A 24,521-nucleotide genomic window follows, 5' to 3' on the forward strand; every position below is an offset into this window, starting at 1 on the left:
AAGAGACAGCCCCGGAGCAGTCCGGGGCGGGCCCTGTCGTCCGTGCGGGTCCCGGCGTCGCGATCAGCCCGCGAACTTGCGGCTCACGGCCTGGTAGACGCCCTCCGCCTCCGCGCCGAGCCGCGGACCGGCCAGCCAACCGCCGTTGACCGGGCCGATGGAGGTGTTGGAGAGCAGTTCGGGCCCGTTGCCGATGTCCCCGATCCAGCCGCCCCCGGACGAGCCTCCGGTCATCGTGCAGCCGATGCGGTACATGGTCGGCTCCTTCGCGCCGAGCGAGAGCCGCGAGGGGCCGCTCGAGCACTGCTGCATCGACTCGCCGTCGAAGGGCGGGGCCGCCGGGTAGCCGATGGCCGTCACGTTCTCGACGCCGGACGCCTCGGGTGCCTCGAAGTTCACCGGGAGCGCCGAACCCACCGTCTCCTCCAGCGACTTGCCCCCGCCGCTCTCCGGCGTCACGTGGATCACCGCGAAGTCGTAGCTCGCGCCGGCGCCGCCGGTGGGGCCGCCCTGCGCGATCCACTGGTCGGAGGTCTGCGCCCAGTCGCCCCACCACACCCCGAAGGGCGCGACGTCCTCCTGGGTGGCCCCGCCGAGCTCGGCGGTGGGCAGGGCGTCGTTGTTGTAGGAGGGGACGAAGGCGATGTTGCGGTACCAGCCGCCCTTGGCGCCGGCGTGCACGCAGTGGCCCGCCGTCCAGACCAGGTTGGACTTGCCCGGATTGGCGGGGTCCTGCACGACCGTGGCCGAGCAGACCATCGAGCCGTTCGGGCCGTCGAAGAAGACCTTGCCCGCCTGCGGCGCGTTCTCGGCGTACGGGGCCTCGACCGGCCGGGCCTCGACGGGCGCGGGCTCCGCGTCGGTGACGCCCTGCCCCGCCGCGATGTCCTCGGCCACCGGCTTCTCCGGCTGCTCGGCCTCGCGCATCCGGTCCGGGTCCCAGAGGTCCTCGATGATCGGGTTGATGTAGTCCTCGGCCTCGCGCAGCCAGTCGTCCTTGTCCCAGTTCTTCCACTCGCCGCCCCGCCACTTGTCGACGTCGATGCCGTGTTCCTTGAGGCGGTCCTTCAGGTCCTCCGGGATCTCGATCCCGCCGCTGCCGCCCGAGTCGCCTCCGTCCTGACCGGGGTCGACGCTCACGCTCGGCACGCTCCCCGCGGCGCCGTTCTCGCTCGATCCGCAGGCGGTAGTGGTGAACGCCAGAGCGGCGGCGAGCGTGACGGCCGTGAGGGCGGGCAGGGAGCTGCGGCGCGGACTCCGCTCCCGGCGGGTGGCGAAGGGCGGACGTATCGGTCGCATGTGGTTGATCCCCCTGTGAAGTGAGCGCGTCGGGCCATGGGCGCGACCGGGGCCGGTGCCAGGGCGGCGCGGCCTCCGGGAAGACGGTTTCCAGGCGGCGCCCACTCTATTCCGGTGCCGTGGGGGACGGTCGGAGACCGCGCGCCGGTTCCTTGAGGGTGCCCTCATCGCAAGGATCTTCTGTTTCGCCCGTGATCCCTGGCGGCCCGCGTCGTTGGTACGTACGGGGGACTGCTGCGCCGCGTTCGGCGCGGCGCAGCCCCTCGCGCACCGCCCCCGACCGACGTACAGCCGCGGGGCCGAGGGCCGGCCGCAGGGCCGGCCGGAGGGCCGGCGAGCTGAGGAGCTAAGGAACAACTCTCTTGGCCGTGACCGAACCTGCGACCACCCCGCACTCCGCGGTCGCACACGACGGGATTCTGCGCCGGCAGTCGGCGCGCGAGTCGGCCGCTCGTACCTACGCCCGCTCCCTGCCCATCGTCCCGGTTCGCGCCCGGGGGTTGACGATCGAGGGAGCCGACGGACGCCGGTACCTGGACTGCCTCTCCGGCGCCGGGACGCTGGCGCTCGGTCACAACCATCCCGTGGTGCTCGAGGCCATCAGGAAGGTGCTCGACTCGGGAGCGCCGCTGCACGTCCTCGACCTGGCCACCCCGGTGAAGGACGCCTTCACCACCGAACTCTTCAGCACCCTGCCGGCCGGGCTCGCGGGCCGGGCCCGCGTCCAGTTCTGCGGGCCGGCCGGTACGGACGCGGTCGAGGCCGCCCTCAAGCTGGTCCGCACCGCCACCGGTCGCTCCGGCCTGCTCGCGTTCACCGGGGCCTATCACGGCATGACCGCCGGAGCCCTGGACGCGTCCGGCGGCGCCCAGGACGTCCGGGTGACCCGGCTGCCGTTCCCCCAGGAGTACCGCTGCCCCTTCGGGACCGGCGGTGACCGCGGGGCCGAGCTCGCGGCCCGCTGGACCGAGAGCCTCCTCGACGATCCCAAGGCGGGGACGCCCGCGCCGGCGGGCATGATCGTGGAACCCGTGCAGGGGGAGGGAGGCGTGCATCCCGCCCCCGCCGAGTGGCTGCGCCGGATGCGCGCGATCACCGCCGCACGCGGTATCCCGCTCGTCGCGGACGAGGTGCAGACCGGCGTCGGACGGACGGGCACCTTCTGGGGGGTCGAGCACAGCGGCGTCGCGCCCGACGTGATGGTGATGTCGAAGGCCATCGGGGGGTCCCTGCCGCTCGCCGTCGTCGTCTACCGCGACGACCTCGACGTGTGGCAACCGGGCGCCCACGCCGGGACGTTCCGCGGCAACCAGCTCGCGATGGCCGCCGGGGCGGCCACCATGGCCTACGTCCGCGAGCACCGACTCGCCGACCGGGCGGCCGTGCTCGGCGCCCGGATGCTCGGCCGGTTGCAGGGCCTGGCCACCGGGTACGCGTGCATCGGCGACGTACGCGGTCGGGGCCTGATGATCGGCATCGAACTCGTCGACCCCCACCGGGACCCCGCGCCGTCGGCCGAAGGCCGGGACCACCCCGCCGCCGACAGAGAGGGTGCGCCCGGGCCCGCACCGGCCGACCCGGGGCTCGCGGCGGCCGTGCAGCAGGAGTGCCTGCGCCGCGGGCTCATCGTCGAACTCGGCGGCCGGCACAGCAGCGTCGTGCGGCTGCTGCCGCCGCTCACCATGACCGACGAACAGGCGGAAGCCGTCCTCGACCGGCTATCCGACGCCCTTGACGCCGCCGCCCGGACCCACCGGCCGACCGCCACCACCGGAGGCGGTCCGTGAACCACTCGCCGGAGCAACCCCGCCGCCCCGGGCCGGTGAACGGGGCGCGCCCCGCGGCCGTACCACCCGCCATCGCGTGCGCCGAAGGCCGCCCGTGCCCTCCGAGACGTCGGCCCACCGGTTGCACCCCGCCCCACGGCACCACCCCCATCGGAACCGCAAGGACCCTTTCGTGAACTCGATCCCCGCCCCCGCAGAAGAAGGCAGCCGCGGCTTCCCAACGTCGGCCACCGCCGTGGTCCCGCGCCGCCCGGAGACCGATCCGCTGGAGCACACCGACCCACGACGCGTCTCCGAGGCGGCCGGGGTGGAGAACCTGCTGCGCTGCTGGGTGCGGGAGAACGACCTGCGCCGGCCCGCCGGCGACACCCTGCGCATCCTGCTCGACGCCACCGGCACCGCACTGCTCGTCCCCGTGCGGTACTGGTCGCCCGGTGGATGGCACCGCTTCGGGACACCTCGGCTGGAGACCGCCCCCCTCGGCGCCCCCGGCGTTGACGCCGCGACCTTGGCCGCGCTGCTGGGCCGTGAGTCGTACCCCGCGGACGGCGTCACCGGGGACGGCGCCGACCTCGTGGGCCGCGTGGCGGACTCCGTGCGCCGCACCGCCACCTTCCTCACCCATGTCGCCAACCGGCAACGACCCGCGCCGGCCCACCCCGCCGACCTCGGCGGCACCCGTGCCGCTCCCCTCACCGACCCCACGGACCTCTTCCTCTCCGCCGAGCAGTCGCTGCTCCTCGGCCATCCCCTGCACCCCACACCCAAGAGTCGGGAGGGGCTCACCGAGACCGAATCCCACCTCTACTCGCCTGAGTTGAACGGCTCCTTCCCGCTCCACTGGACCGTCGTCGACCCCTCCGCGCTGCTCGCGGACTCGGCCTGGACGGAGCGAGGCCGCTCCGTCTCCGCCGCCCAGCTGACCGCCCGCCTGCTCGGGGACGACGCCCCCGCCGTCCCCGCCGGCGCGGCCCTGCTCCCGCTGCACCCCTGGCAGGCGAGGGAACTCGCCCACCGGCCCGAGGTCGCCGCGCTCTACGACGCCGGCCTCCTCACCGATCTGGGCCCCACGGGCGGCCCCTGGCATCCCACCTCCTCGGTGCGCACCGTCTACCGCGCCGACGCCCCGGCGATGCTCAAGCTGTCGCTCGGCCTGCGCATCACCAACTCCCGCCGCGAGAACCTCCACAAGGAACTCCACCGCGGGGTCGAGGTGCACCGGCTGCTCCGGGCGGGCCTCGCCGAGGAGTGGCAGGTGGCACACCCGGGCTTCGACATCGTCCGCGACCCCGCCTGGCTCGCCGTCCAGGGCCTGGACGGCCGACCGGTTGCAGGCCTCGACGTGGTCATCCGCCACAACCCGTTCCGGCCGGGCGACGACGCTGCCTGCGTCGCCGGACTCGTCTCGCCCCGTCCGGCCTCGGCCGTCCCCGGCGCCCCCTTCACCTCCCGTCTCGCCGAACTCGTCCAGCGCCTTGTCGCCCGTACCCGCCGCCCGACCGGGGCGGTGGCCACGGAGTGGTTCCTGCGGTACCTGCACTGCGTGATCCGGCCGGTCCTCTGGCTCGACAGCGAGGCCGGCATCGCCCTGGAGGCCCACCAGCAGAACACGCTCGTCCTGCTCGACCCCGAAGGCTGGCCCATCGGCGGCCGCTACCGGGACAACCAGGGCTACTACTTCCGCGAGTCCCGTCGGGCGGACCTCGACCGGCGGCTCCCGGGGATCGGCGAGCTCAGCGACACCTTCGTCGCCGACGACGTCACCGATGAGCGGTTCGCCTACTACCTCGGCATCAACAACGTCCTCGGTCTGATCGGAGCGTTCGGGTCCCAGCGGCTCGTGGACGAGTCCCTGCTGCTCGCGGCCTTCCGCCGGTTCCTCGGCGAGGCGTCCTGCGGACCGGCCGCACTCCGCTCCCCGCTGCCCGGACTGCTGCTCGACCGGCCCGAGCTGCGGTGCAAGGCCAACATGCTGACCCGGCTGCAGGGCCTGGACGAACTCGTGGGCCCCGTCGACACCCAGTCCGTCTACGTCACCATCGCCAACCCCCTCCACTCCTTCTGAATCCGTCCGCCCGCCACCACCGCCCGGCCGCGCCCCGCGGCCCCACCGAGAGGAGCACCGTCGTGCCGCCCCCCGAAGTGAGCACCGAAGCCGTCGTCAGCACCGCACCCGATCCCGGCGCACCCGCCGACCACCTCGGCCCGGTCGACGAGGGAAACGACGCCGTCGACACGGACGACACCCTGGACCTGCGCCTTCCCGACGAACTCGTCGCGCTCATCGCCGAGGAGAGCCTCACCTCCGCCGACGGCGCGGCCACCGCCGACGACGGACTGCTCGACCAGCTCGCCGGATGGGGCCCGGTGCCCACCTCCGCCGGTGTGTTCCAACTCGTCCCGGCCCGTACGGAACGCGACCTGCCGCTCATCTCCCGGTGGATGAACGACCCCGCCGTGGCCGCCTTCTGGGAACTGGAGGGGTCGGTCTCCCTGACCGCCGCCCACCTCGACGCCCAACTCGCCGGCGACGGCCGCAGCGTTCCCTGTCTCGGCGTGCTCGGCGGCGTCCCGATGAGCTACTTCGAGATCTACCGGGCTGACCTGGACCCGCTCGCCCGCCACTACCCCGCCCGCCCGCACGACACCGGCATCCACCTCCTGATCGGCGCCGTCGGGGACCGCGGGCGCGGCCTCGGCGCCGTTCTCCTGCGGGCCGTCGCGGATCTCGTCCTCGACCGCCGCCCTGCCTGCTCACGAGTCGTCGCCGAACCCGATCTCCGCAACACCGCTTCCATCTCCGCCTTCCTCAATGCCGGCTTCCGCTTCTCGGCGGAGCTCGAACTTCCGGACAAGCGCGCCGCGCTGATGATGCGCGACCGCGCCCTCCGCGGGCTGATCTGAACACCCGCTGCCTTGGATACACCGCTCGACCCGATCGGGTTCCCTGCCGATCCGTGTCACTTTCGAGGAGTTCCGTGATGCCAGACCCACCCCAACCACCGCACCACCCCGAACCGCCCGGCTCGCACGGGACCCCGCCCGGCCCATCCGGGACCCTGCCCGCGGCCGGGCCGGACCCGGCACCCCCGGACGCCCGCGCCGTCTGGGAGCGGGCGGCCCGCCGTCTGCTCGCCAAGATGCTGGGGGAGTTCGCCTACGAGGAGATCATCCGGCCCGCCCCGGCTCCCGGAGCCGGCCCCGACGCGTACCGGCTGCGCCTGGACGACGGCGGATCGATCGGGTTCCGCGCGCGGCGCCACGCCTACGGGAGCTGGCGGGTCGAACCCTCCACCCTGCGCGGCACGCCCCCCGACCCCCTGCACTTCCTCACCAGGGCGCGGCACACCCTGGGCCTCGACGGGGCCACCCTCGGGCACCTGATCCGCGAGCTCACCGCCACGCTCGCCTCCGACGTCCGCCTCGAACGCCACGCCCTGCCGGCCGCGCGGCTCGCCGACCTCGGCTACGCGGAGCTGGAGGGCCACCAGACCGGCCACCCCTGGCTCGTCGCCAACAAGGGCCGTCTCGGGTTCTCCGCCGCGGACACCGCCCGCTGGACACCCGAGGCACGTGTCCGAGGCCCGCTGCCCTGGATGGCCGTCAGCAAGGAACTCGCCGTCTACCGCGGCGCGGCCGGACTCGAGAGCGCCGAACGCCTCTACGCCCGTGAGCTCGACCCCCGCACACACCGGACCTTCTCGGACGTGCTCACAGCGCGCGGCCTGGACCCCGACCGGTACCTCTGGCTGCCGGTGCACCCCTGGCAGTGGGACGAGGTCGTGCGCCCGCTCTTCGCGCCGTCCGTGGCGGCGGGCGACATCGTCGCCCTGCCGACGGACGGCGACGACCGCCTGCCGCAGCAGTCCGTCCGCACCTTCCTGAACACGAGCCGCCCCGACCGCCACACGGTGAAACTCCCGCTGTCGGTGCTCAACACGCTGGTCTGGCGCGGCCTGCCCACCGAGCGCACCGTCGCCGCGCCGGCCGTCACCGCCTGGGTCCACGCCCTGCGCGACGCCGACCCGTTCCTCCGCGACGAATGCCGGGTCATCCTGCTCGGCGAGGTCGCCTCCGTCACCGTGCGGCATCCGGTCTACGACACGCTCGCCGAGGTGCCATACCAGTACAAGGAGCTGCTGGGAGCGATCTGGCGGGAACCGCTCGCCGGCCGGCTCGACGCCGGCGAACGCGCCCGCACCCTGGCCGCACTCCTGCACACGGACCCGGCGGGACGTTCCTTCACCGCGGAACTCGTGGCCCGCTCCGGGCTCGCCCCGCAGGACTGGCTCCGCCGGCTCCTCGCCGCGCTGCTCCCGCCGCTGCTGCACTTCCTCTACCGCTACGGCACCGTCTTCTCCCCGCACGGCGAGAACGCCATCGTCGTCTTCGACGAGCACGACGTCCCCGTACGCCTCGCCGTCAAGGACTTCGTCGACGACGTGAACGTCAGCTCCGAACCGCTGCCCGAACACGACACCATGCCCGACGACGTCCGCGCGGTACTGCTCACCGAGGAGCCCGCGTTCCTCACGCAGTTCATCCACTCCGGCCTCTTCATCGGCGTCTTCCGCTACCTCGCACCCCTGTGCGAGGAGCAGCTCGACGTCCCGGAGACCGTCTTCTGGTCACTCGTGCGAGCGGAGATCCTCCGCCAGCAGGCGCGCTTCCCGGAGCTCAAGGAGCGCCACGAGATGTTCGACCTGCTCACCCCGGACATCGCGCGCCTCTGCCTCAACCGCAATCGCCTGCATCTCGACGGCTACCGAGACCGCGACACGCGCCCCCACGCGGCCGTCCACGGCACCGTCCGGAATCCGCTGGCCGGGCCGTGAGTGTCAGTGGTCCCGTCTAGGGTGGACGAGCTATGACGAAGCCCTCTCTCCCCGAACTCCTGCACGCCGCCGTCACCGCCGTCGGCGGGTCGGAGCGCACCGGCCAGGTCACCATGGCCGAGACCGTCGCCGCGGCGATCGACGACGGTTCCCATCTGCTGATCCAGGCGGGCACCGGCACCGGTAAGTCCCTCGGCTACCTGGTTCCGGCGCTCGCGCACGGGGAGCGGGTGGTCGTCGCCACCGCCACCCTCGCGCTCCAGCGCCAGCTGGTGCAGCGGGACCTGCCCCGCACGGTGGACGCCCTGCAGCCGCTGCTGCGCCGGCGGCCGAACTTCGCCATGCTGAAGGGCCGCTCCAACTACCTCTGCCTGCACCGGCTGCACGAGGGCATGCCGCAGGACGAGGAGGACGGTCTCTTCGACCAGTTCGAGGCGGCCGCCCCGACCAGCAAACTGGGCATGGACCTGCTGCGCATGCGCGACTGGGCGGACGAGACGGAGACCGGCGACCGCGACGACCTCACCCCCGGCGTCTCCGACCGCGCCTGGAACCAGGTCTCCGTCTCCTCCCGGGAGTGCCTCGGGGCGAGCAAGTGCGCGTACGGGGCCGAGTGCTTCGCCGAGATGTCCCGCGAGCGGGCCAAGCTGGCCGACGTCGTCGTCACCAACCACGCCCTGCTCGCCATCGACGCGATCGAGGGCGCCCCCGTCCTGCCCTCGCACGAGGTCCTGATCGTCGACGAGGCCCACGAACTGGTGGGACGGGTCACGGGCGTCGCCACCGGCGAGCTGACCCCCGGCCAGGTCAACCGGGCGGTGCGCCGGGCCGCGAAACTCGTCAACGAGAAGGCCGCCGACCAGCTGCAGACGGCCGCGGAGACCTTCGAGCGGCTCATGGAGCTCGCCCTGCCCGGCCGTCTGGAGACCGTGCCCGAGGACCTCGGTTACGCCCTCATGGCGCTGCGCGACGCCTCCCGCACGGTGATCTCGGCGATCGGCAGCACCCGTGACAAGTCCGTCCAGGACGAGGACGCCGTCCGCAAGCAGGCGCTCGCCGCGGTCGAGTCCGTCCACGACGTGGCCGAGCGGATCACGCAGGGCTCCGAGTGGGACGTCGTCTGGTACGAGCGGCACGACCGGTTCGGAGCGTCGCTGCGGGTCGCCCCCATGTCCGTCTCCGGGCTGCTGCGGGAGAAGCTCTTCACTGACCGGTCCGTCGTCCTGACCTCCGCCACCCTGAAGCTCGGTGGCGACTTCAACGGGGTCGGCGCGTCCCTCGGCCTGGCGCCGGAAGGCGTCACGGGGCCCGAGGACGATCCCTTCCCCACCTGGAAGGGGCTCGACGTCGGCTCACCGTTCGACTACGGGAAGCAGGGCATCCTCTACGTCGCGAAGCACCTGGCGCAGCCGGGTCGTGAGGGCACCCGCACCGACATGATCGACGAGCTCGCCGAGCTGATCGAGGCCTCCGGCGGCCGGACCCTCGGACTCTTCTCCTCGATGCGGGGCGCCCAGGCCGCTGCCGAGGCACTGCGCGGGCGACTTCCGATGCCGATCCTGCTGCAGGGCGAGGACACGCTCGGCGAGCTGATCAAGAAGTTCGCGGCGGATCCGGAGACCTGCCTCTTCGGCACGCTGTCCCTCTGGCAGGGCGTGGACGTGCCCGGTCCGAGCTGCCAGCTCGTGATCATGGACCGGATCCCGTTCCCCCGCCCGGACGACCCGCTGATGAGCGCCCGGCAGAAGGCGGTGGAGGAGGCCGGCGGCAACGGCTTCATGGCGGTCGCCGCCACACACGCCGCGCTGCTGATGGCGCAGGGGGCCGGCCGTCTGGTGCGGGCCACCGGTGACCGCGGCGTCGTGGCCGTCCTTGATCCGCGCCTGGCCACCGCCCGGTACGGGAGCTACCTGCGCGCCTCACTGCCCGAGTTCTGGTTCACCACCGATCGCAACCAGGTACGCCGATCGCTGGCGGCCATCGACGCGGCGGCGAAGGCCGACGGCGCGTAGCGGGGACGGGCCGGGGTGGATGCGACGGGCCCCCGGAACCGGCGCAGTTGGTTCCGGGGGCCGGCTCAGGGGCCGCGACGGGCTCAGACCCGGCGCAGGACCGCCACGACCTTGCCCAGGATGGTCGCGTCGTCACCCGGGATCGGCTGATAGGCGGCGTTGTGCGGCAGGAGCCAGACGTGCCCGTCCTCGCGCTTGAACCGCTTCACGGTGGCCTCTCCGTCGAGCATGGCGGCGACGATGTCGCCGTTCTCCGCGACGGGCTGGCGGCGGACGGTGACCCAGTCGCCGTCACAGATGGCCGCCTCGATCATCGAGTCGCCGACGACCTTGAGCACGAAGAGCTCGCCGTCGCCGACCAGCTGGCGGGGGAGGGGGAACACGTCCTCCACCGACTCCTCGGCGAGGATGGGGCCGCCGGCCGCGATCCGGCCGACGAGCGGGACGTACGAGGCCGCGGGCTTGCCCGTGGTGTCGGCGGGCACCGGGCTCGGCTGGTCGGAGCCGCGGACCTCGTAAGCACGGGGGCGGTGCGGGTCGCGGCGCAGGAAGCCCTTGCGTTCGAGAGCCATGAGCTGGTGGGCGACCGACGAGGTGCTCGATAGCCCGACGGCCTGGCCGATCTCGCGCATCGACGGCGGGTACCCGCGGCGCTGCACCGAGTCCCTGATGACCTCGATCACGCGGCGCTGGCGGTCGGTGAGCCCCGAGCTGTCCGCGCGGATCCCTGGAGGTCGGCCCGGTAGCGAGCGTGTGGGCTTGGGCCCCTCGGGGGCCATGGATGCTTCGCTCATGGCATGCACCGGCTCGAGTCGGCCCAGGGCGCCCTGGGCGGTGATGGTGGCGCTCTCTGCGGTCGTGGTCACGTCGGCCCCTCTCGAGATTGACTCTCCCTGACCGGACAACGGTAGTAGCTTTCGAAAGGTTGCGCCAAACACACGTTCGAGTGAATATTTCCGGATTGACTGCCGCGCTCCACCACTCGGGTGTATGGCCGCCCCGTCCGGCGGGCGGCGATTCGCAGCATTACGCTATCGTTCCGGCTGGTTCGCGCCGCCCGCGGGTGCCGCGGGCAGCTCACACGCCGAGCGGCCAGGGCGCCGCCCCGGGCATCACGCGGCGCGACACGCTCCGACCCCTCGGTCATCGCGCACCCCTAGATCTAGTGGTTCCATGGGCTGCGCAACCCACCAGTAGTGGTCCGCTATGCTGGTGGCCACTCGGCGGGGCGGCATCACGTCTGTCGGGGGATCGCTCAATCGCGCTGTTCAAGAAGGGTGGAAGGTTGTGCACTGCCCTTTCTGCAGGCACCCCGACAGCCGGGTCGTCGACAGCCGCACGACGGACGACGGGACGTCGATCCGCAGGCGTCGCCAGTGCCCCGACTGCACCCGGCGCTTCACCACGGTGGAGACCTGCTCGCTGATGGTGATCAAGCGCAGCGGCGTCACCGAGCCGTTCAGCCGCGCCAAGGTCATCAGCGGCGTTCGCAAGGCCTGCCAGGGCCGGCCGGTCACGGAGGACGCGCTCGCCCAGCTCGGGCAGCGGGTGGAGGAGGCGCTCCGGGCCACCGGCAGTGCCGAGCTCACCACCCATGACGTCGGCCTCGCCATACTCGGACCGCTGCAGGAGCTCGACCTGGTCGCGTATCTGCGCTTCGCCTCCGTCTACCGTGCCTTCAACTCGCTCGAGGATTTCGAGCTCGCGATCGGGGAACTCCGTGCCCGGTCGGCCGACGGGGCCGCCGGGGTCCCCGTCCCCTCCGCCGCGGCCGACTGAACCCGGCCCTCCGGCGGGTTCGCGGCCGCCACAGGACGTGCCGCGCGCGTGACGCGCGCGGCGTGCGACATCAGAACAGACAGCATCGACACCGTGCCACGGGAAGATCGCGGCACTAGTGGGCGTTTCGCCCATGTATGGGAGGCGGCATGACCGAGACGACGAGCGGACCGGCGCGAGGTTCCCGAGCCAAGGGTTCCAAGGCCGGGGCGGCCCGGCAGGGGCTGCGCATCGCGCGTATCCACACCACCCCGGGCGTGCACCCGTACGACGAGGTCACGTGGGAGCGCCGTGACGTCGTCATGACGAACTGGCGCGACGGCTCGGTCAACTTCGAGCAGCGCGGCGTCGAGTTCCCCGCCTTCTGGACCGTGAACGCGGTCAACATCGTCACGAGCAAGTACTTCCGCGGCGCGGTCGGCACCCCGCAGCGCGAGACGAGCCTGCGCCAGCTGATCGACCGGATCGTCAAGACGTACCGCAAGAGCGGCGAGGAGAACGGCTACTTCTCGGCCCCCGAGGACGCGGAGATCTTCGAGCACGAGCTCGCGTACGCGCTGCTGCACCAGATCTTCAGCTTCAACTCGCCGGTGTGGTTCAACGTCGGCACCCCGCAGCCCCAGCAGGTCTCCGCCTGCTTCATCCTGTCCGTCGACGACTCCATGGAGTCGATCCTCGACTGGTACAAGGAAGAGGGCATGATCTTCAAGGGCGGTTCCGGCGCCGGCCTGAACCTCTCCCGCATCCGCTCCTCCAAGGAGCTGCTCTCCTCCGGCGGCAACGCCTCCGGTCCCGTCTCGTTCATGCGCGGCGCCGACGCCTCCGCCGGCACGATCAAGTCCGGCGGCGCCACCCGCCGTGCGGCCAAGATGGTCGTCCTCGACGTCGACCACCCGGACATCGAGGACTTCATCGAGACCAAGGTCAAGGAGGAGGAGAAGATCCGCGCCCTGCGCGACGCGGGCTTCGACATGGACCTGGGCGGCGACGACATCACGTCCGTCCAGTACCAGAACGCCAACAACTCGGTTCGTGTGAACGACGAGTTCATGAAAGCCGTCGAGAACGGCACCGAGTTCGGCCTGCGCGCCCGGATGACCGGCGAGGTCATCGAGAAGACCGACGCCAAGGCGCTGTTCCGCAAGATGGCCGAGGCTGCCTGGGCCTGCGCCGACCCGGGCATCCAGTACGACGACACGATCAACGCCTGGCACACCTGCCCCGAGTCCGGCCGGATCACCGCGTCGAACCCGTGCAGCGAGTACATGCACCTGGACAACACGTCCTGCAACCTGGCCTCGCTGAACCTGATGAAGTTCCTCAAGGACGACGGCGAGGGCCACCAGTCCTTCGAGTCCGAGCGCTTCGCCAAGGTCGTCGAGCTCGTGATCACGGCGATGGACATCTCCATCTGCTTCGCCGACTTCCCCACCGAGAAGATCGGCGTCAACACCCGCGCCTTCCGCCAGCTCGGCATCGGCTACGCCAACCTGGGCGCCCTCCTCATGGCGACCGGCCACGCGTACGACTCCGACGGCGGCCGCGCCCTCGCCGGCGCGATCACCTCGCTGATGACCGGCACGTCCTACCGCCGCTCCGCGGAGCTCGCCGCGGTCGTGGGCCCGTACGACGGCTACGCCCGCAACGCCGAGCCGCACCAGCGCGTGATGAAGCAGCACGCCGACGCCAACACCGCGGCCACCCGCATGGACGACCTGGACTCCCCGGTCTGGGCCGCGGCCACCGAGGCCTGGCAGGACGTGCTCCGCCTGGGCGCGAAGAACGGTTTCCGCAACGCGCAGGCCTCGGTCATCGCGCCCACCGGCACCATCGGTCTCGCCATGTCCTGCGACACCACCGGCCTGGAGCCGGACCTCGCGCTGGTCAAGTTCAAGAAGCTCGTCGGCGGCGGCTCCATGCAGATCGTCAACGGCACCGTGCCGCAGGCGCTGCGCCGCCTCGGCTACCAGCCGGAGCAGGTCGAGGCGATCGTCGAGCACATCGCCGAACACGGCAACGTGGTCGACGCCCCGGGCCTGCGCACCGAGCACTACCCGGTGTTCGACTGCGCGATGGGCGAGCGCTCCATCTCCGCGATGGGCCACGTCCGCATGATGGCGGCCATCCAGCCGTGGATCTCCGGCGCGCTCTCCAAGACCGTCAACCTGCCGGAGACGGCGACGGTCGAGGACGTCGAGGAGGTCTACTTCCAGGCCTGGAAGATGGGCGTCAAGGCGCTCGCGATCTACCGCGACAACTGCAAGGTCGGCCAGCCGCTCTCCGCGAAGAAGAAGGAGCAGGAGAAGGCCGAGGTCACCGCCTCCGCCGAGGACACGATCCGCGCGGCCGTCGAGAAGGTCATCGAGTACCGCCCGGTCCGCAAGCGCCTCCCCAAGGGCCGCCCGGGCATCACCACCTCCTTCACCGTGGGTGGCGCCGAGGGCTACATGACGGCGAACTCCTACCCGGACGACGGTCTGGGCGAGGTCTTCCTGAAGATGTCCAAGCAGGGCTCGACCCTCGCGGGCATGATGGACGCCTTCTCCATCGCGGTCTCCGTGGGCCTGCAGTACGGGGTCCCGCTGGAGACGTACGTCTCGAAGTTCACGAACATGCGCTTCGAGCCGGCCGGGATGACCGACGACCCGGACGTCCGGATGGCGCAGTCGATCGTGGACTACATCTTCCGCCGTCTCGCGCTCGACTTCCTGCCGTTCGAGACCCGTTCCGCGCTCGGCATCCACTCCGCCGAGGAGCGCCAGCGCCACCTGGACACCGGCTCCTACGAGCCGCTGGAGGAGGACGAGCTCGACGTGGAGGGCCTCTCGCAGTCGGCCCCCCTGCAGCAGGAGCTCAAGGCGGTGTCCTCGCCGGCCGAGGCGCCGGCCCCGCAGGTCGCGCACAACAACGCGGAGCTGGTCGAGATGAAGCTCGGCGTCCAGGCCGACGCCCCGCTCTGCTTCTCCTGCGGCACCAAGATGCAGCGCGCCGGCTCGTGCTACATCTGCGAGGGCTGCGGCTCGACCAGCGGGTGCAGCTGACCGCTCGACCGGCCGTCGACACCCTTTAGGGGCGCGGTCGGCGGCCGGACGGCATGACGGGGCGGGGAGCACGGTCCGACGACCGCGCTCCCCGCCCCGGTGCGTTCCGGGACGGCCCTGTCAGGCCCCCGGGGCGCCCATGACCGTGGCGAACGTCCGCGGATCGGTGTCGAACCCGCGGACGTCCTTGCGCAGCGTCCAGCTGCCGCCCCCGACCCGGACGAACTCCGCGACGGTGGCCGCGGTGGCCTCGGGCACGCCCGACAGGTCGTCCGAGAACAGCTCGGTGTGGCCCTCGCGCAGCTGGACGCCGGTGCCCGCCACCTCGCCGAACGTCAGACGGCCCGCGCGCTGCTGGACGACGACGCCGATCACGATCCGGCCGTGGTCGGCGGACATCCGGCCGGGCTCCAGGGACATGACCTCGTCGTAACCGAGACCCTGCCCCGTGGTGCTGTCCCGGTCGAGGCTGATCGTGCCGTCGGGGGACCGCTCGCCGAAGTGCACCAGGTAGACGGGCCGCTCGTGCGGGGAGTCGGCGCGGTAGACCGCGGCGACGAGGTCGAGGTCGTGGGCCGGTGCGCCCAGCGGGCTCGGGTCCCATCGCAGTCGTGCCTCGACCTTCCCGAATTCCTTCGCGAAGTCCTTGCCTCTCGTGCTCATCGGGCTTCCCCTCCGTTGTCCAAAGCTCCGCTGGGAACGTACTCGGCTCCCGGGCCCGGCTACCCCGCCGGGTCGGAAATGACCGCGGCGACCGCCGGCCGGGGATCGGCGGAGTGTGACCCGGCCCACGCGGCGCACCGTACGATGGCGCGGTGCTGGTCAAGTGGATTCGCTGCACGGTGGTGGACCGCCCCGCTTTCGAACGGGGGCAGCGGAAGTGGGCGGGGTTGCCCGGCGAACCGGGGTTCAGGGGGCAGGGCGGCGGCTGGAGCCGGGCACGCCCCGAGGTGGCGCACGTCTTCGCCTTCTGGGAGAGCCGGGCCTTCTACGACTCGTTCATGGCCCGCTCGCACGACCGGCTGGCCGCGGCGCAGGTGGGCACCTTCAAGGACGCCGAGGTCAGGCTCTTCGACCACCGCTTCGACGTCAAGTCGGGCTTCGAGCCCCGCTTCACCGACGCCGACGTCGCACGGATCGCCCACTGCGTCGTCCGCGAGGAGCGCGCCGAGCACTTCGCCCTGATGCAGCGCAAGGTGTGGAACCCGGCGATGGCCGGGTCCCCGGGCATGCTGCGCGGGCTGTTCGGGGAGTCGCCGGGCAGCGAGTTCGTGACCCTCTCGCTGTGGCAGTCGGCCGCCGAACGCGGCAAGTACCGCGCCGACGGCGTCCGGCGTCTCCTGCGGCGGGCCGAGACCGAGACGGACGTCGTGAGGCTGACCGGAGACGTGGTCCAACTCGATCCGGCCTGGAGTGTTTGAAACCGCGACGTGCGCTTATGGCGCGCGACAGCCCGAGCGCGCCCCGAGGTCGTCGATCGGCACCCGCCCGGCAGCAGACTCGACCGCTCACCCGGGCGGAAAACGATCTAGGGTTTCGACATGGCACGACCGCGGCGCATCGTATTGGTACGGCACGGCGAATCGGAGGGCAACGCGGACGACTCGGTGTACGAGCGCGAGCCCGACCACGCCCTGCGGCTGACCGAGAACGGCCTCCGCCAGGCGCGGGCGGCCGGCGGACCGCTGCGCGAGCTGTTCGGCCGAGAGCAGGTCAGCGTCTACGTCTCGCCGTACCGCCGCACCCACGAGACGTTCCGCGCGCTCGACCTCGATCCGGACCTCGTCCGGGTCCGCGAGGAACCACGGCTGCGCGAGCAGGACTGGGGGAACTGGCAGGACCGGGAGGACGTGCGGCTCCAGAAGGCCTACCGGGACGCCTACGGTCACTTCTTCTACCGCTTCGCCCAGGGCGAGTCCGGTGCCGACGTCTACGACCGGGTGGGCGCCTTCCTGGAGAGCCTGTTCCGCAGCTTCGAGGACCCCGACCATCCGCCGAACGTGCTCCTGGTGACGCACGGACTGACGATGCGGCTGTTCTGCATGCGCTGGTTCCACTGGTCGGTCGCCGAGTTCGAGTCGCTGGTCAACCCCGGCAACGCGGAGACCCGCGCGCTGATCCTCGGCGAGGACGGCAGGTACACCCTGGACCGCCCGTTCGAGCAGTGGTGCGATCCCGAGACGCACTGGCGCCACCGGATAGAGTCGTGAAGCGATGACCGCTGACCTGAGCCCCTCCGCCGGCCGGACCCCGGCCACCACGCCCACCGAACGCTACTTGCGCGCCCTGGCGAGCCTCCGCGGCCTGTCGGTGGGCGACGCCCTCGGCTCGCAGTTCTTCGTCCCCGCGAACTACCCCCTTCTGGGCCGTCGCGAGCTGCCGCCGGGCGACTGGCAGTGGACGGACGACACCGAGATGGCCGCCTCGGTCGCGGCCGTGCTCGCCGTCCACGGCCGCCTCGACCAGGACGCGCTCGCGCGGTCCTTCGCCGAGCACCACGACTTCGACCGCGGTTACGGACCCGCGGTCAACCGCATGCTCCGCCTCGTGCGCGAGGGCGGCGACTGGCGTGAGCTGTCGGCCGCGCTCTTCAACGGCCAGGGATCCTGGGGGAACGGGGCCGCGATGCGGATCGCGCCCCTGGGCGCCTGGTACGCCGACGACCCCGAGCAGGCCACCCACCAGGCGGAGATCTCCGCCTACCCCACCCACCAGCACCGCGAGGCCGTGGTCGGGGCGATGGCGGTCGCCGCCGCGGCCGCCGTGGTCGCCGGTGCACCGACGCCGCCGCGACCCGGCGAGCTGCTCGACTCGGTGATCGCGCTTCTGCCGCGCAGCGCCGTGACCGCGGGACTGCGCAGGGCCCGCGGCATGCTCGACTACGACGACGCGCAGACCGTCGCCGCGGTCCTGGGCTGCGGACGCCGTACGACCGCGCACGACACGGTGCCGTTCGCCCTGTGGTCCGCCGCCCGCGGTCTGGGCGACTTCACGTCGGCCTTCTGGACCACCGCCCAGGTGGGCGGCGACGTCGACACCACCTGCGCCATCGTCGGCGGGATCGTGGCGGCGAGCCCCCTGGGGGCGCCGCCCGCCGCTTGGGTCGGGCGCACCGAGCCGGTCCCCGCCTGGGTGCCCACCGAGCCGGTCTGACCTGGCGTTCCGCCGTAGCCGTGGGGCGGTGCCGGCCCGCCTGCTCCGCCCCACGCGCAACCGTCATCCGCCCGACCACCGCATTTCACCGGCCCGGGTGTCGGTGCGGGGGCCGAGGGGCGTAGCCTGATGGGCGCCATGCCGTACGAAGCACCCACCCACACCGTCGAGCGCTCCCTCCGCGCCACCACCGGAGCGAGGATCGTCGCAGGCGTCGACGAGGTGGGCCGCGGCGCCTGGGCCGGGCCCGTCACCGTGTGCGCCGCCGTCACCGGCCTGCGCCGGCCCCCCGAGGGCCTCACGGACTCCAAGCTGATCAGCCCCCGGCGCCGCGACGAACTCGACGTGAAGCTGCGCAGCTGGGTGACCGCCTACGCGCTCGGGAACTCCTCACCCGAGGAGATCGACGAGCTGGGGATGACGGCCGCCCTGCGCCTCGCCGCGGTCCGCGCCCTGGAGGGCCTGCCTGTGCGGCCCGAAGCGGTCATCCTGGACGGCAAGCACGACTACCTCGGCGCGCCCTGGAAGGTCCGGACCGTCATCAAGGGGGACCAGTCCTGCGTGGCCGTCGCCGCGGCGTCGGTGATCGCCAAGGTCCACCGTGACAAACGGATGGCAGAACTGGGCGCCGAGCATGCAGACTTCGCCTTCGCGGCCAACGCCGGCTACCCCTCGCCGGTCCACCGGGCGGCGCTGGCGGAACGGGGCCCCACTCCGTACCACCGGATGTCGTGGTCGTATCTTGATGCGTTGCCCCGATGGCAGCACCTCAAGAAGGTCCGCGCGCCCGCGGTGGCCGATGCACCGGTCATGGAAGGTCAACTCGGTTTCGACTTCTGATACTTCCTGCCACATCGTTATGTGATCTCCGATGCGTTTCGCACCGGTTCTTGATAGAAACCACATCATGCCTCTCCCTCCCGAGGAGCCTCAGATTCACGAGAGTGCCCAGGGTCCCAGCGTCGCGCCGGCCGCCGGACGCGTCACGCCGACCCCCCGTCCCGTACCCGGTCCACGCCCCGCGGCGCCGCCGCGACCCGGTCGTCCCGGACCCGGTGTCCGGCCCGCGCCGCCCGTGCAGCGCGTGCCCCCGCAGGCCGCCCGCCCCGCCGCGCCGGCCCGTCCCGGCCCGCCCGCCCCGGCGGTCGCGCGCCCGCAGGTCCAGCTCATCCCGGCCTCGGCCGAGGGTGCGCTGGACGCCGCCGAGGAGGCGGTGGACCTGCTGCTCGACACGGGCCGCGCGCCCGGCGAGGTCCTGCTGCTGACCACCGGCGACCCGCACCCCTGGGCGGCCCACGAGCTGTCCTTCGGAGCCGCCTCCTACTGGGCGCAGCACGACGCCAAGGACGACGTCTTCTACGCGACGGCCGACTCTCTGGAGCGCGCCTCTGGGCGTCCCGTCGTGGTCGTCGCGGTCAACGGCGGACCCGATGCGGCGCTCACCGGCTTCCTGCCGCGGGCGCTGGCCAAGGCGGGCGTTCTGCTGATCGTCTGCGGGGACCCGCAGCGCGTGGACGGCGTACTCGGCACGAAGGGCTGACGCGGCCCGGTCCGTCCGGCCCGCGTCCCCGCCGATCGCACGAGGCCCCCGGCCAGGCCGCCCCCAAGGGGAGCGACCCGGCCGAGGGCCTCGTGCGCCCTCACGGTGCGGCGGTCAGCGCGCCGCCGCGTGCCGCAGCGCGTCCACCGCTCCGCTGCCCGTACGAGGCAGCGGAGCGGGCGCCTCACCGATCAGCAGCGGCGGGGACCCGGTCGAGGGACGGCGGCCGCCCCGGCCCTCGCCGAGGACCTGCCAGCCGTGCTCCGTGAGCGTGATGTACGCCCCGCACCGCAGTCCGTGCAGCGTGCACGCGTCCCGCAGCCCCCACATCCACGCCCCGTCCTCCTCCGTCCACCGGGCGTCCCCGTCGCGGCAGTAGATCAGCACGGCGGTGTGGACGGGCGTGCGCCGGCGCAGGTCGTGCGGGATCACCCTGCGGAGCTGGGTGAGGAGCGCGTTGCGGAACAGCCAGCCGTCCGGGGCGCCCGCCCGGGGCGTGAACGAGGCGCTCGCCAGCAGCCGTTCCTCCGGACCGAGGACGGCGACGACCGCGGTCGAGGGACCGGGCTCGTGCCGCGCGTGCAGCCCGCTGACGACCTCGCGAGGATCGCGCAACAGCGGGATGCCCGCGGCGGTCCATTCGGCGGGTTCGAGCTGACGGGAGAGACGGCTGGCGGAGTCGGCTGACGACGGGATCGGGGCGGCTGCGGACGGAGCGAATCCGAAGCTCACGGTCCTCCCTTCGGCTACACGCCCACGCTGGGGGCAGGGTCGGATGGAGGGAGTGCGCCACGGCATGACCGATCCACCCCTACCGGACGGCGGAAGGCGATGCGGGAGCACCTCAATTCTCGCCGCCGTATCCGTATGCGGCAACGAGCAATTGACGGGAGCGACCGGAATCTTCCGGAGTGCCGTCTATATCCCCGCCGATGTCCACTCCGGGCGCCGGCCGCCGCCGCGACCGCCCCGGACGCTCCGTCGCCCGCGTGCTCACCCTGCGCACAACCGGTGGACCGTCCTCCGATTCGCCCGGCGGCGGGGCCGGCGATTGGGCCGTTGTCAGTGCGGTGGGGTTGCATGGAGGCATGAGCAACCACGAGCTGCGTGCCGAAGCCGACGCCGTCCTCGCCGAGCTGATCGGAGACCCCGGCGGTACGGCGCGGCTGCGCGAGGACCAGTGGCAGGCGGTGCACGCCCTCGTGGAGGAACGCAGGCGCGCCCTCGTGGTGCAGCGCACCGGCTGGGGCAAGTCGGCCGTCTACTTCGTCGCCACCGCCCTGCTGCGCCGGCGCGGCTCGGGCCCGACGGTGATCATCTCGCCGCTGCTCGCCCTGATGCGCAACCAGGTCGAGTCGGCGGCCCGGGCCGGCATCCGGGCGCGCACGATCAACTCGGCCAACCCGGAGGACTGGGAGACGATCTACGGCGAGGTCGAACGCGGCGAGACGGACGTCCTCCTCGTCAGTCCCGAACGGCTGAACTCGGTGGACTTCCGCGACCAGGTCCTTCCGAAGCTCGCCGCCACCACCGGCCTCCTGGTGGTCGACGAGGCGCATTGCATCTCCGACTGGGGCCACGACTTCCGGCCCGACTACCGGCGGCTGCGCGCGATGCTGGCCGAGCTGACGCCCGGTGTGCCCGTGCTCGCCACCACGGCCACGGCCAACGCCCGCGTCACCGCCGACGTCGCCGAGCAATTGGGCACCGGGGCCGGTGAGGCGCTGGTGCTGCGCGGCCCGTTGGAGCGGGAGAGCCTGCGCCTCGGCGTGGTGACGCTGCCGGACGCCGCCCACCGCCTCGGCTGGCTCGCCGACCACCTCGGCGAGCTCCAGGGGTCCGGGATCGTCTACACCCTCACCGTGGCCGCCGCCGAGGAGGCCACCGCCTTCCTCCGGCAGCGCGGCTACGAGGTGGCCTCCTACACCGGGCGCACGGAGAACGCCGACCGGCTCCAGGCCGAGACCGACCTCCAGGAGAACCGCGTCAAGGCCCTCGTCGCGACCTCGGCGCTGGGCATGGGCTTCGACAAGCCGGACCTCGGGTTCGTCATCCACCTCGGCTCCCCCTCCTCGCCGATCGCCTACTACCAGCAGGTCGGACGGGCCGGCCGCGGGGTCGAGCACGCCGACGTCCTGCTGCTGCCGGGCAAGGAGGACGAGGCGATCTGGCGCTACTTCGCCGACACCGCGTTCCCGCCCGAGACCCAGGTGCGCCAGACCCTCTCCGCCCTCGCCGACGCCGGACGCCCGCTGTCCGTCCCGGCGTTGGAGGCCGCCGTCGAACTGCGCCGGAACCGGCTCGAGACCATGCTCAAGGTGCTCGACGTGGACGGCGCCGTCACCCGGGTGAAGGGCGGCTGGAGCGCCACCGGCCGTCCGTGGAGCTACGACGCCGAGCGCTACGCGTGGGTCGCCCGCCAGCGCGCCGCCGAGCAGCAGGCCATGCGCGACTACGTGGCGACGTCCGGCTGCCGGATGGAGTTCCTCCGGCGGCAGCTCGACGACGAGGGAGCGGCCCCGTGCGGCCGGTGCGACAACTGCGCCGGCTCCTGGGCCGATCCGTCGGTCTCGGAGGAGGTGCTGAGCGGGGCGGCGAAGGAACTCGACCGGCCGGGCGTGGAGGTCGAGCCGCGCCGCATGTGGCCGACGGGGATGCCGGCCCTGGGGATCGACCTCAAGGGCCGCATCCCGGCCGGAGAGCAGTGCTCCTCGGGGCGCGCGCTCGGCCGTCTCTCCGACATCGGCTGGGGCAACCGGCTGCGCCCGCTCCTCGCCGAGAACGCGCCCGACGGGCCGGTCCCCGAGGAGGTCCTGAACGCCGCCGTGACCGTCCTCGCGGACTGGGCGCGCTCGTCCGGCGGTTGGGCCTCCGACGCGGGGCGCCGGCCGGTGGGCGTCGTCGCCGTCCCCTCGCTGACCCGGCCCGAGCTCGTCGACTCCCTGGCCCGGGGCATTGCGACCGTGGGTCGCCTCCCCTTCCTCGGCACCCTCGCGTACACCGGCCCCGACGGGGCCCACCGGGCCCGGCGCAGCAACTCCGCCCAGCGGCTGCGCGCCCTCTCCGAGGCCTTCGACGTGCCGGACGATCTGGCGGAGGCGCTCGCCGGCTCGCCCGGTCCGGTGCTGCTGGTCGACGACTTCACGGACTCCGGCTGGACCCTGGCCGTCGCGGCGCGACGACTGCGCCGGGTCGGCGCCGGGGCGGTCCTGCCCCTGGTGCTGGCGGCAGCCGGCTGACCGGTCACGTCGAGAAAATTCGATAAGTAGTACTGAAGTACCGGTTATCCACAGGTGCTCCGACAAAGTGTTGCGAAGTACGGCACAGTCGAGCCATGACGAACCATCAGGAATCCAACCAGCCCGTCACCGAGCAGCAGGTCACCCTCCGGACCCCCGCGGAGCTCGCCGACGCCCTGCCGTACCTGCTCGGCTTCACCCCGAACGACAGCCTCGTCCTCGTCGCGGTACACGGTGGCCGCAGCCGCTTCGGCGGACGGCTGCGCATCGGCATCCCCGACCCCGACGACTGGCCCGGCCTGGTCGACCAGATCACCACGAGCCTGGTGAGCGGCAGCGAGAAACGGACGGGCCGGCCCGACGGGATCGTCGCCTTCCTCTGCCAGGAACCCGGCCCTGACGAGACGGGCGCGCACGTCATGCGGCGGCTGCGCCCGCTGGCCCAGCTCGTGCGCACCGGCTGCGGCGCACTGGACGTCCCGGTCCTGGAGGCCCTGTGCATCTCCGACGGCAGGCACTGGTCGTACTGCTGCCCCGACGCGCACTGCTGCCCACCCGAGGGATCGCCGCTCGCCCCGCCCGGCACCTCGGTGATGGCGGCCGCGGCCACCTACGCGGGAGTCCGCGTCCGCGGCAGCCTCCGGGACATGGAGGCCGGGCTCGCCCCCTGGACGGGCGGCACGGAGCGCGTACGGGAGCAGGAGGCGGCGCTGGGCCGGGCCGCGACAGACATCGTCCCGCGGGTCCTGCGTCCGGAGGACCGCACCGCGGTCGCCGCCGAGACCCTCGAACTGGCCCGGCGCGTCATGGACCGGCTGCGCGGCCGGCCGGCCCTGCCCGCCCCCCGGCGTGGCGGATCCCGCCCGAGCGACGCCCAGGACGACTCCTGCCTCACCACCGAGGAGGCCGCCCGGCTGATCCTCGGACTCCAGGACCGCGCCACCCGGGACCACGTGGCCGCATGGATGGAGCACGAGGTCGCCGGTCCCGCCCTGCGCCTCTGGCGCGCCCTCGCCCGCCGCTGCGTGGGCTCCTACGCCGAGTACGCGGCGGCGCCGCTGACCCTGGCCGGCTGGGTGGCGTGGTCGACCGGGGACGAACCGGAGGCAAGGGTGGCCCTCGCCATGGCGCTCAGGGCCGACCCCGGCTACCGGTTCGCGCAGCTCCTCCACCACGCGTGCAACGAGGGGTTCGACCCGGAGGAGCTGCGGCGTTGCCTGCGCCAGGAGCAGGACGACCAGGACGTGGACCCCGCCGGATCGGACGACCCGCCCGCGCCCCGCCCAGAGCCCGATCCCACCGCGAGCCGCGCTGCCCCGTGCCGGGCCCCGGCGGCGGCCGCGGACGCCCGGTACTCCGGTGCGGGCACGACGCCCAGGCGGCTGAGAAGGATCAGGAAGCTCAGGGAGCTGAAGCTCCAGCGCCCGGCGTCCGGCCCCGGCGCCAGGAACCGCGAGCTGCGACGCACGACGCGGAGCACGCGGTGATCCCCGCCCGCCGTCGGCTCCCGGAGGGCGCCGGACCGCTCCCACCGGGCGGCGGCGACCGGATCCCGGGCCCCGCCGAGGCCTGGCCGCCCGGGCCCACCGCTGCCGCACGGCGCACGCACGGGCGAGGGATGCGTGACCTTGCCACCCGCCGCTCCGTTCACCGGGGAGTCGGTGCGGGGGAGCCCGAGCCACGCCCCGCCGTCGGCGGCGGCTCCGGCCCGCGCCCCGCGTCCGAACCGCACCGTCCCCCCACGCCCGGAGCGCGGAAGAGGCCCCTGATGTCGCTCGCCCCCCATCCGATCCCTCCCCGACGCGCCGCCCGGCCCGGAACCCGGTCCGGAGTCGC

At 72.9% G+C, this 24,521-nt stretch carries 18 protein-coding genes; 14 read left to right on the forward strand and 4 right to left on the reverse strand.

Annotated elements, in window-relative coordinates:
• Nucleotides 1-63: 63 nt before the first annotated feature.
• Nucleotides 64-1,299, reverse strand: coding sequence for a trypsin-like serine peptidase (locus ACFWEG_RS09390; RefSeq protein WP_387211198.1), 1,236 nt, complete (start codon nucleotides 1,297-1,299; stop codon nucleotides 64-66).
• A gap of 362 nt (nucleotides 1,300-1,661) precedes the next feature.
• Between ACFWEG_RS09390 and ACFWEG_RS09395 the strand changes: the two genes are divergently transcribed.
• The 5 genes from ACFWEG_RS09395 to ACFWEG_RS09415 all read left to right on the forward strand — a co-directional run bounded on the left by ACFWEG_RS09395 (nucleotide 1,662) and on the right by ACFWEG_RS09415 (nucleotide 9,933).
• Entirely contained in the window at nucleotides 1,662-3,086 is a 1,425-nt protein-coding gene (locus tag ACFWEG_RS09395; protein ID WP_387211201.1) for a diaminobutyrate--2-oxoglutarate transaminase family protein, read from the forward strand.
• A 172-nt stretch (nucleotides 3,087-3,258) separates the two neighbouring features.
• Nucleotides 3,259-5,151, forward strand: a complete 1,893-nt coding sequence (locus tag ACFWEG_RS09400) for an IucA/IucC family protein (RefSeq protein ID WP_387211203.1) — start codon at nucleotides 3,259-3,261, stop codon at nucleotides 5,149-5,151.
• Between the two features lie 62 nt (nucleotides 5,152-5,213).
• Nucleotides 5,214-5,990, forward strand: coding sequence for a GNAT family N-acetyltransferase (locus tag ACFWEG_RS09405; protein ID WP_387211206.1), 777 nt, complete (start codon nucleotides 5,214-5,216; stop codon nucleotides 5,988-5,990).
• A 77-nt stretch (nucleotides 5,991-6,067) separates the two neighbouring features.
• Nucleotides 6,068-7,921 carry an IucA/IucC family protein gene (locus tag ACFWEG_RS09410; RefSeq protein ID WP_387211209.1) on the forward strand — a complete coding sequence of 618 codons (1,854 nt, stop codon included), beginning with the start codon at nucleotides 6,068-6,070 and terminating at the stop codon, nucleotides 7,919-7,921.
• 32 nt (nucleotides 7,922-7,953) lie between these two features.
• A complete protein-coding gene (locus tag ACFWEG_RS09415; RefSeq protein WP_387211212.1) occupies nucleotides 7,954-9,933 on the forward strand; it encodes an ATP-dependent DNA helicase in 1,980 nt (659 codons plus the stop codon).
• A gap of 83 nt (nucleotides 9,934-10,016) precedes the next feature.
• Here ACFWEG_RS09415 and lexA read toward each other — a convergent pair whose 3' ends face one another.
• On the reverse strand, nucleotides 10,017-10,799 hold the full coding sequence (lexA, locus tag ACFWEG_RS09420) for a transcriptional repressor LexA (protein WP_387211215.1): 783 nt from the start codon (nucleotides 10,797-10,799) through the stop codon (nucleotides 10,017-10,019).
• A 421-nt stretch (nucleotides 10,800-11,220) separates the two neighbouring features.
• On the opposite strand from lexA, the gene nrdR reads away from it, so the two are divergent.
• Complete coding sequence (gene nrdR, locus ACFWEG_RS09425; protein WP_387211218.1) at nucleotides 11,221-11,712, forward strand: transcriptional regulator NrdR; 492 nt, start codon at nucleotides 11,221-11,223, stop codon at nucleotides 11,710-11,712.
• A gap of 149 nt (nucleotides 11,713-11,861) precedes the next feature.
• Nucleotides 11,862-14,753: a vitamin B12-dependent ribonucleotide reductase gene (locus ACFWEG_RS09430; protein WP_387211221.1), complete on the forward strand. Its 2,892-nt coding sequence runs from the start codon at nucleotides 11,862-11,864 to the stop codon at nucleotides 14,751-14,753.
• A 120-nt stretch (nucleotides 14,754-14,873) separates the two neighbouring features.
• Here ACFWEG_RS09430 and ACFWEG_RS09435 read toward each other — a convergent pair whose 3' ends face one another.
• A complete protein-coding gene (locus ACFWEG_RS09435) occupies nucleotides 14,874-15,416 on the reverse strand; it encodes a TerD family protein (RefSeq protein ID WP_387211224.1) in 543 nt (180 codons plus the stop codon).
• Nucleotides 15,417-15,568: 152 nt separating this feature from the next.
• On the opposite strand from ACFWEG_RS09435, the gene ACFWEG_RS09440 reads away from it, so the two are divergent.
• From ACFWEG_RS09440 to ACFWEG_RS09460, 5 genes are all read left to right on the forward strand, one after another.
• Nucleotides 15,569-16,174 (forward strand): YdbC family protein, encoded by a 606-nt coding sequence (locus ACFWEG_RS09440; protein WP_387211227.1) that lies wholly within the window; start codon nucleotides 15,569-15,571, stop codon nucleotides 16,172-16,174.
• Nucleotides 16,175-16,294: 120 nt separating this feature from the next.
• Entirely contained in the window at nucleotides 16,295-16,963 is a 669-nt protein-coding gene (locus tag ACFWEG_RS09445; RefSeq protein ID WP_387211230.1) for a histidine phosphatase family protein, read from the forward strand.
• 4 nt (nucleotides 16,964-16,967) lie between these two features.
• The gene (locus tag ACFWEG_RS09450; RefSeq protein WP_387211233.1) at nucleotides 16,968-17,906 is read left to right on the forward strand and encodes an ADP-ribosylglycohydrolase family protein; all 939 of its coding nucleotides are present in this window, start codon (nucleotides 16,968-16,970) and stop codon (nucleotides 17,904-17,906) included.
• Between the two features lie 138 nt (nucleotides 17,907-18,044).
• A complete protein-coding gene (locus ACFWEG_RS09455; protein WP_387211236.1) occupies nucleotides 18,045-18,746 on the forward strand; it encodes a ribonuclease HII in 702 nt (233 codons plus the stop codon).
• 67 nt (nucleotides 18,747-18,813) lie between these two features.
• Nucleotides 18,814-19,446 (forward strand): hypothetical protein, encoded by a 633-nt coding sequence (locus tag ACFWEG_RS09460; protein ID WP_387211239.1) that lies wholly within the window; start codon nucleotides 18,814-18,816, stop codon nucleotides 19,444-19,446.
• A gap of 114 nt (nucleotides 19,447-19,560) precedes the next feature.
• Here ACFWEG_RS09460 and ACFWEG_RS09465 read toward each other — a convergent pair whose 3' ends face one another.
• On the reverse strand, nucleotides 19,561-20,178 hold the full coding sequence (locus ACFWEG_RS09465) for a hypothetical protein (protein WP_387211242.1): 618 nt from the start codon (nucleotides 20,176-20,178) through the stop codon (nucleotides 19,561-19,563).
• A 356-nt stretch (nucleotides 20,179-20,534) separates the two neighbouring features.
• Between ACFWEG_RS09465 and ACFWEG_RS09470 the strand changes: the two genes are divergently transcribed.
• Together ACFWEG_RS09470 and ACFWEG_RS09475 are read left to right on the forward strand one after the other, a co-directional pair.
• On the forward strand, nucleotides 20,535-22,685 hold the full coding sequence (locus ACFWEG_RS09470; RefSeq protein WP_387211245.1) for a RecQ family ATP-dependent DNA helicase: 2,151 nt from the start codon (nucleotides 20,535-20,537) through the stop codon (nucleotides 22,683-22,685).
• A 95-nt stretch (nucleotides 22,686-22,780) separates the two neighbouring features.
• Nucleotides 22,781-24,172: a DUF4192 domain-containing protein gene (locus tag ACFWEG_RS09475; protein ID WP_387211248.1), complete on the forward strand. Its 1,392-nt coding sequence runs from the start codon at nucleotides 22,781-22,783 to the stop codon at nucleotides 24,170-24,172.
• Nucleotides 24,173-24,521 lie beyond the last annotated feature (349 nt).

Origin of the sequence: Streptomyces sp. NPDC060194, assembly GCF_042728285.1 — a bacterium.
Classification (GTDB): Bacteria; Actinomycetota; Actinomycetes; order Streptomycetales; family Streptomycetaceae; genus Streptomyces.

What these genes read in the sequence shown, in the direction of transcription:
- ACFWEG_RS09390 (WP_387211198.1), bottom strand. Translation starts at nt 1,299, where the DNA reads ATGCGACCGATACGTCCGCCCTTCGCCACCCGCCGGGAGCGGAGTCCG.
- ACFWEG_RS09410 (WP_387211209.1), top strand. Translation starts at nt 6,068, where the DNA reads ATGCCAGACCCACCCCAACCACCGCACCACCCCGAACCGCCCGGCTCG.
- ACFWEG_RS09415 (WP_387211212.1), top strand. Translation starts at nt 7,954, where the DNA reads ATGACGAAGCCCTCTCTCCCCGAACTCCTGCACGCCGCCGTCACCGCC.
- ACFWEG_RS09430 (WP_387211221.1), top strand. Translation starts at nt 11,862, where the DNA reads ATGACCGAGACGACGAGCGGACCGGCGCGAGGTTCCCGAGCCAAGGGT.
- ACFWEG_RS09435 (WP_387211224.1), bottom strand. Translation starts at nt 15,416, where the DNA reads ATGAGCACGAGAGGCAAGGACTTCGCGAAGGAATTCGGGAAGGTCGAG.
- ACFWEG_RS09445 (WP_387211230.1), top strand. Translation starts at nt 16,295, where the DNA reads ATGGCACGACCGCGGCGCATCGTATTGGTACGGCACGGCGAATCGGAG.
- ACFWEG_RS09450 (WP_387211233.1), top strand. Translation starts at nt 16,968, where the DNA reads ATGACCGCTGACCTGAGCCCCTCCGCCGGCCGGACCCCGGCCACCACG.
- ACFWEG_RS09455 (WP_387211236.1), top strand. Translation starts at nt 18,045, where the DNA reads ATGCCGTACGAAGCACCCACCCACACCGTCGAGCGCTCCCTCCGCGCC.
- ACFWEG_RS09460 (WP_387211239.1), top strand. Translation starts at nt 18,814, where the DNA reads ATGCCTCTCCCTCCCGAGGAGCCTCAGATTCACGAGAGTGCCCAGGGT.
- ACFWEG_RS09470 (WP_387211245.1), top strand. Translation starts at nt 20,535, where the DNA reads ATGAGCAACCACGAGCTGCGTGCCGAAGCCGACGCCGTCCTCGCCGAG.
- ACFWEG_RS09475 (WP_387211248.1), top strand. Translation starts at nt 22,781, where the DNA reads ATGACGAACCATCAGGAATCCAACCAGCCCGTCACCGAGCAGCAGGTC.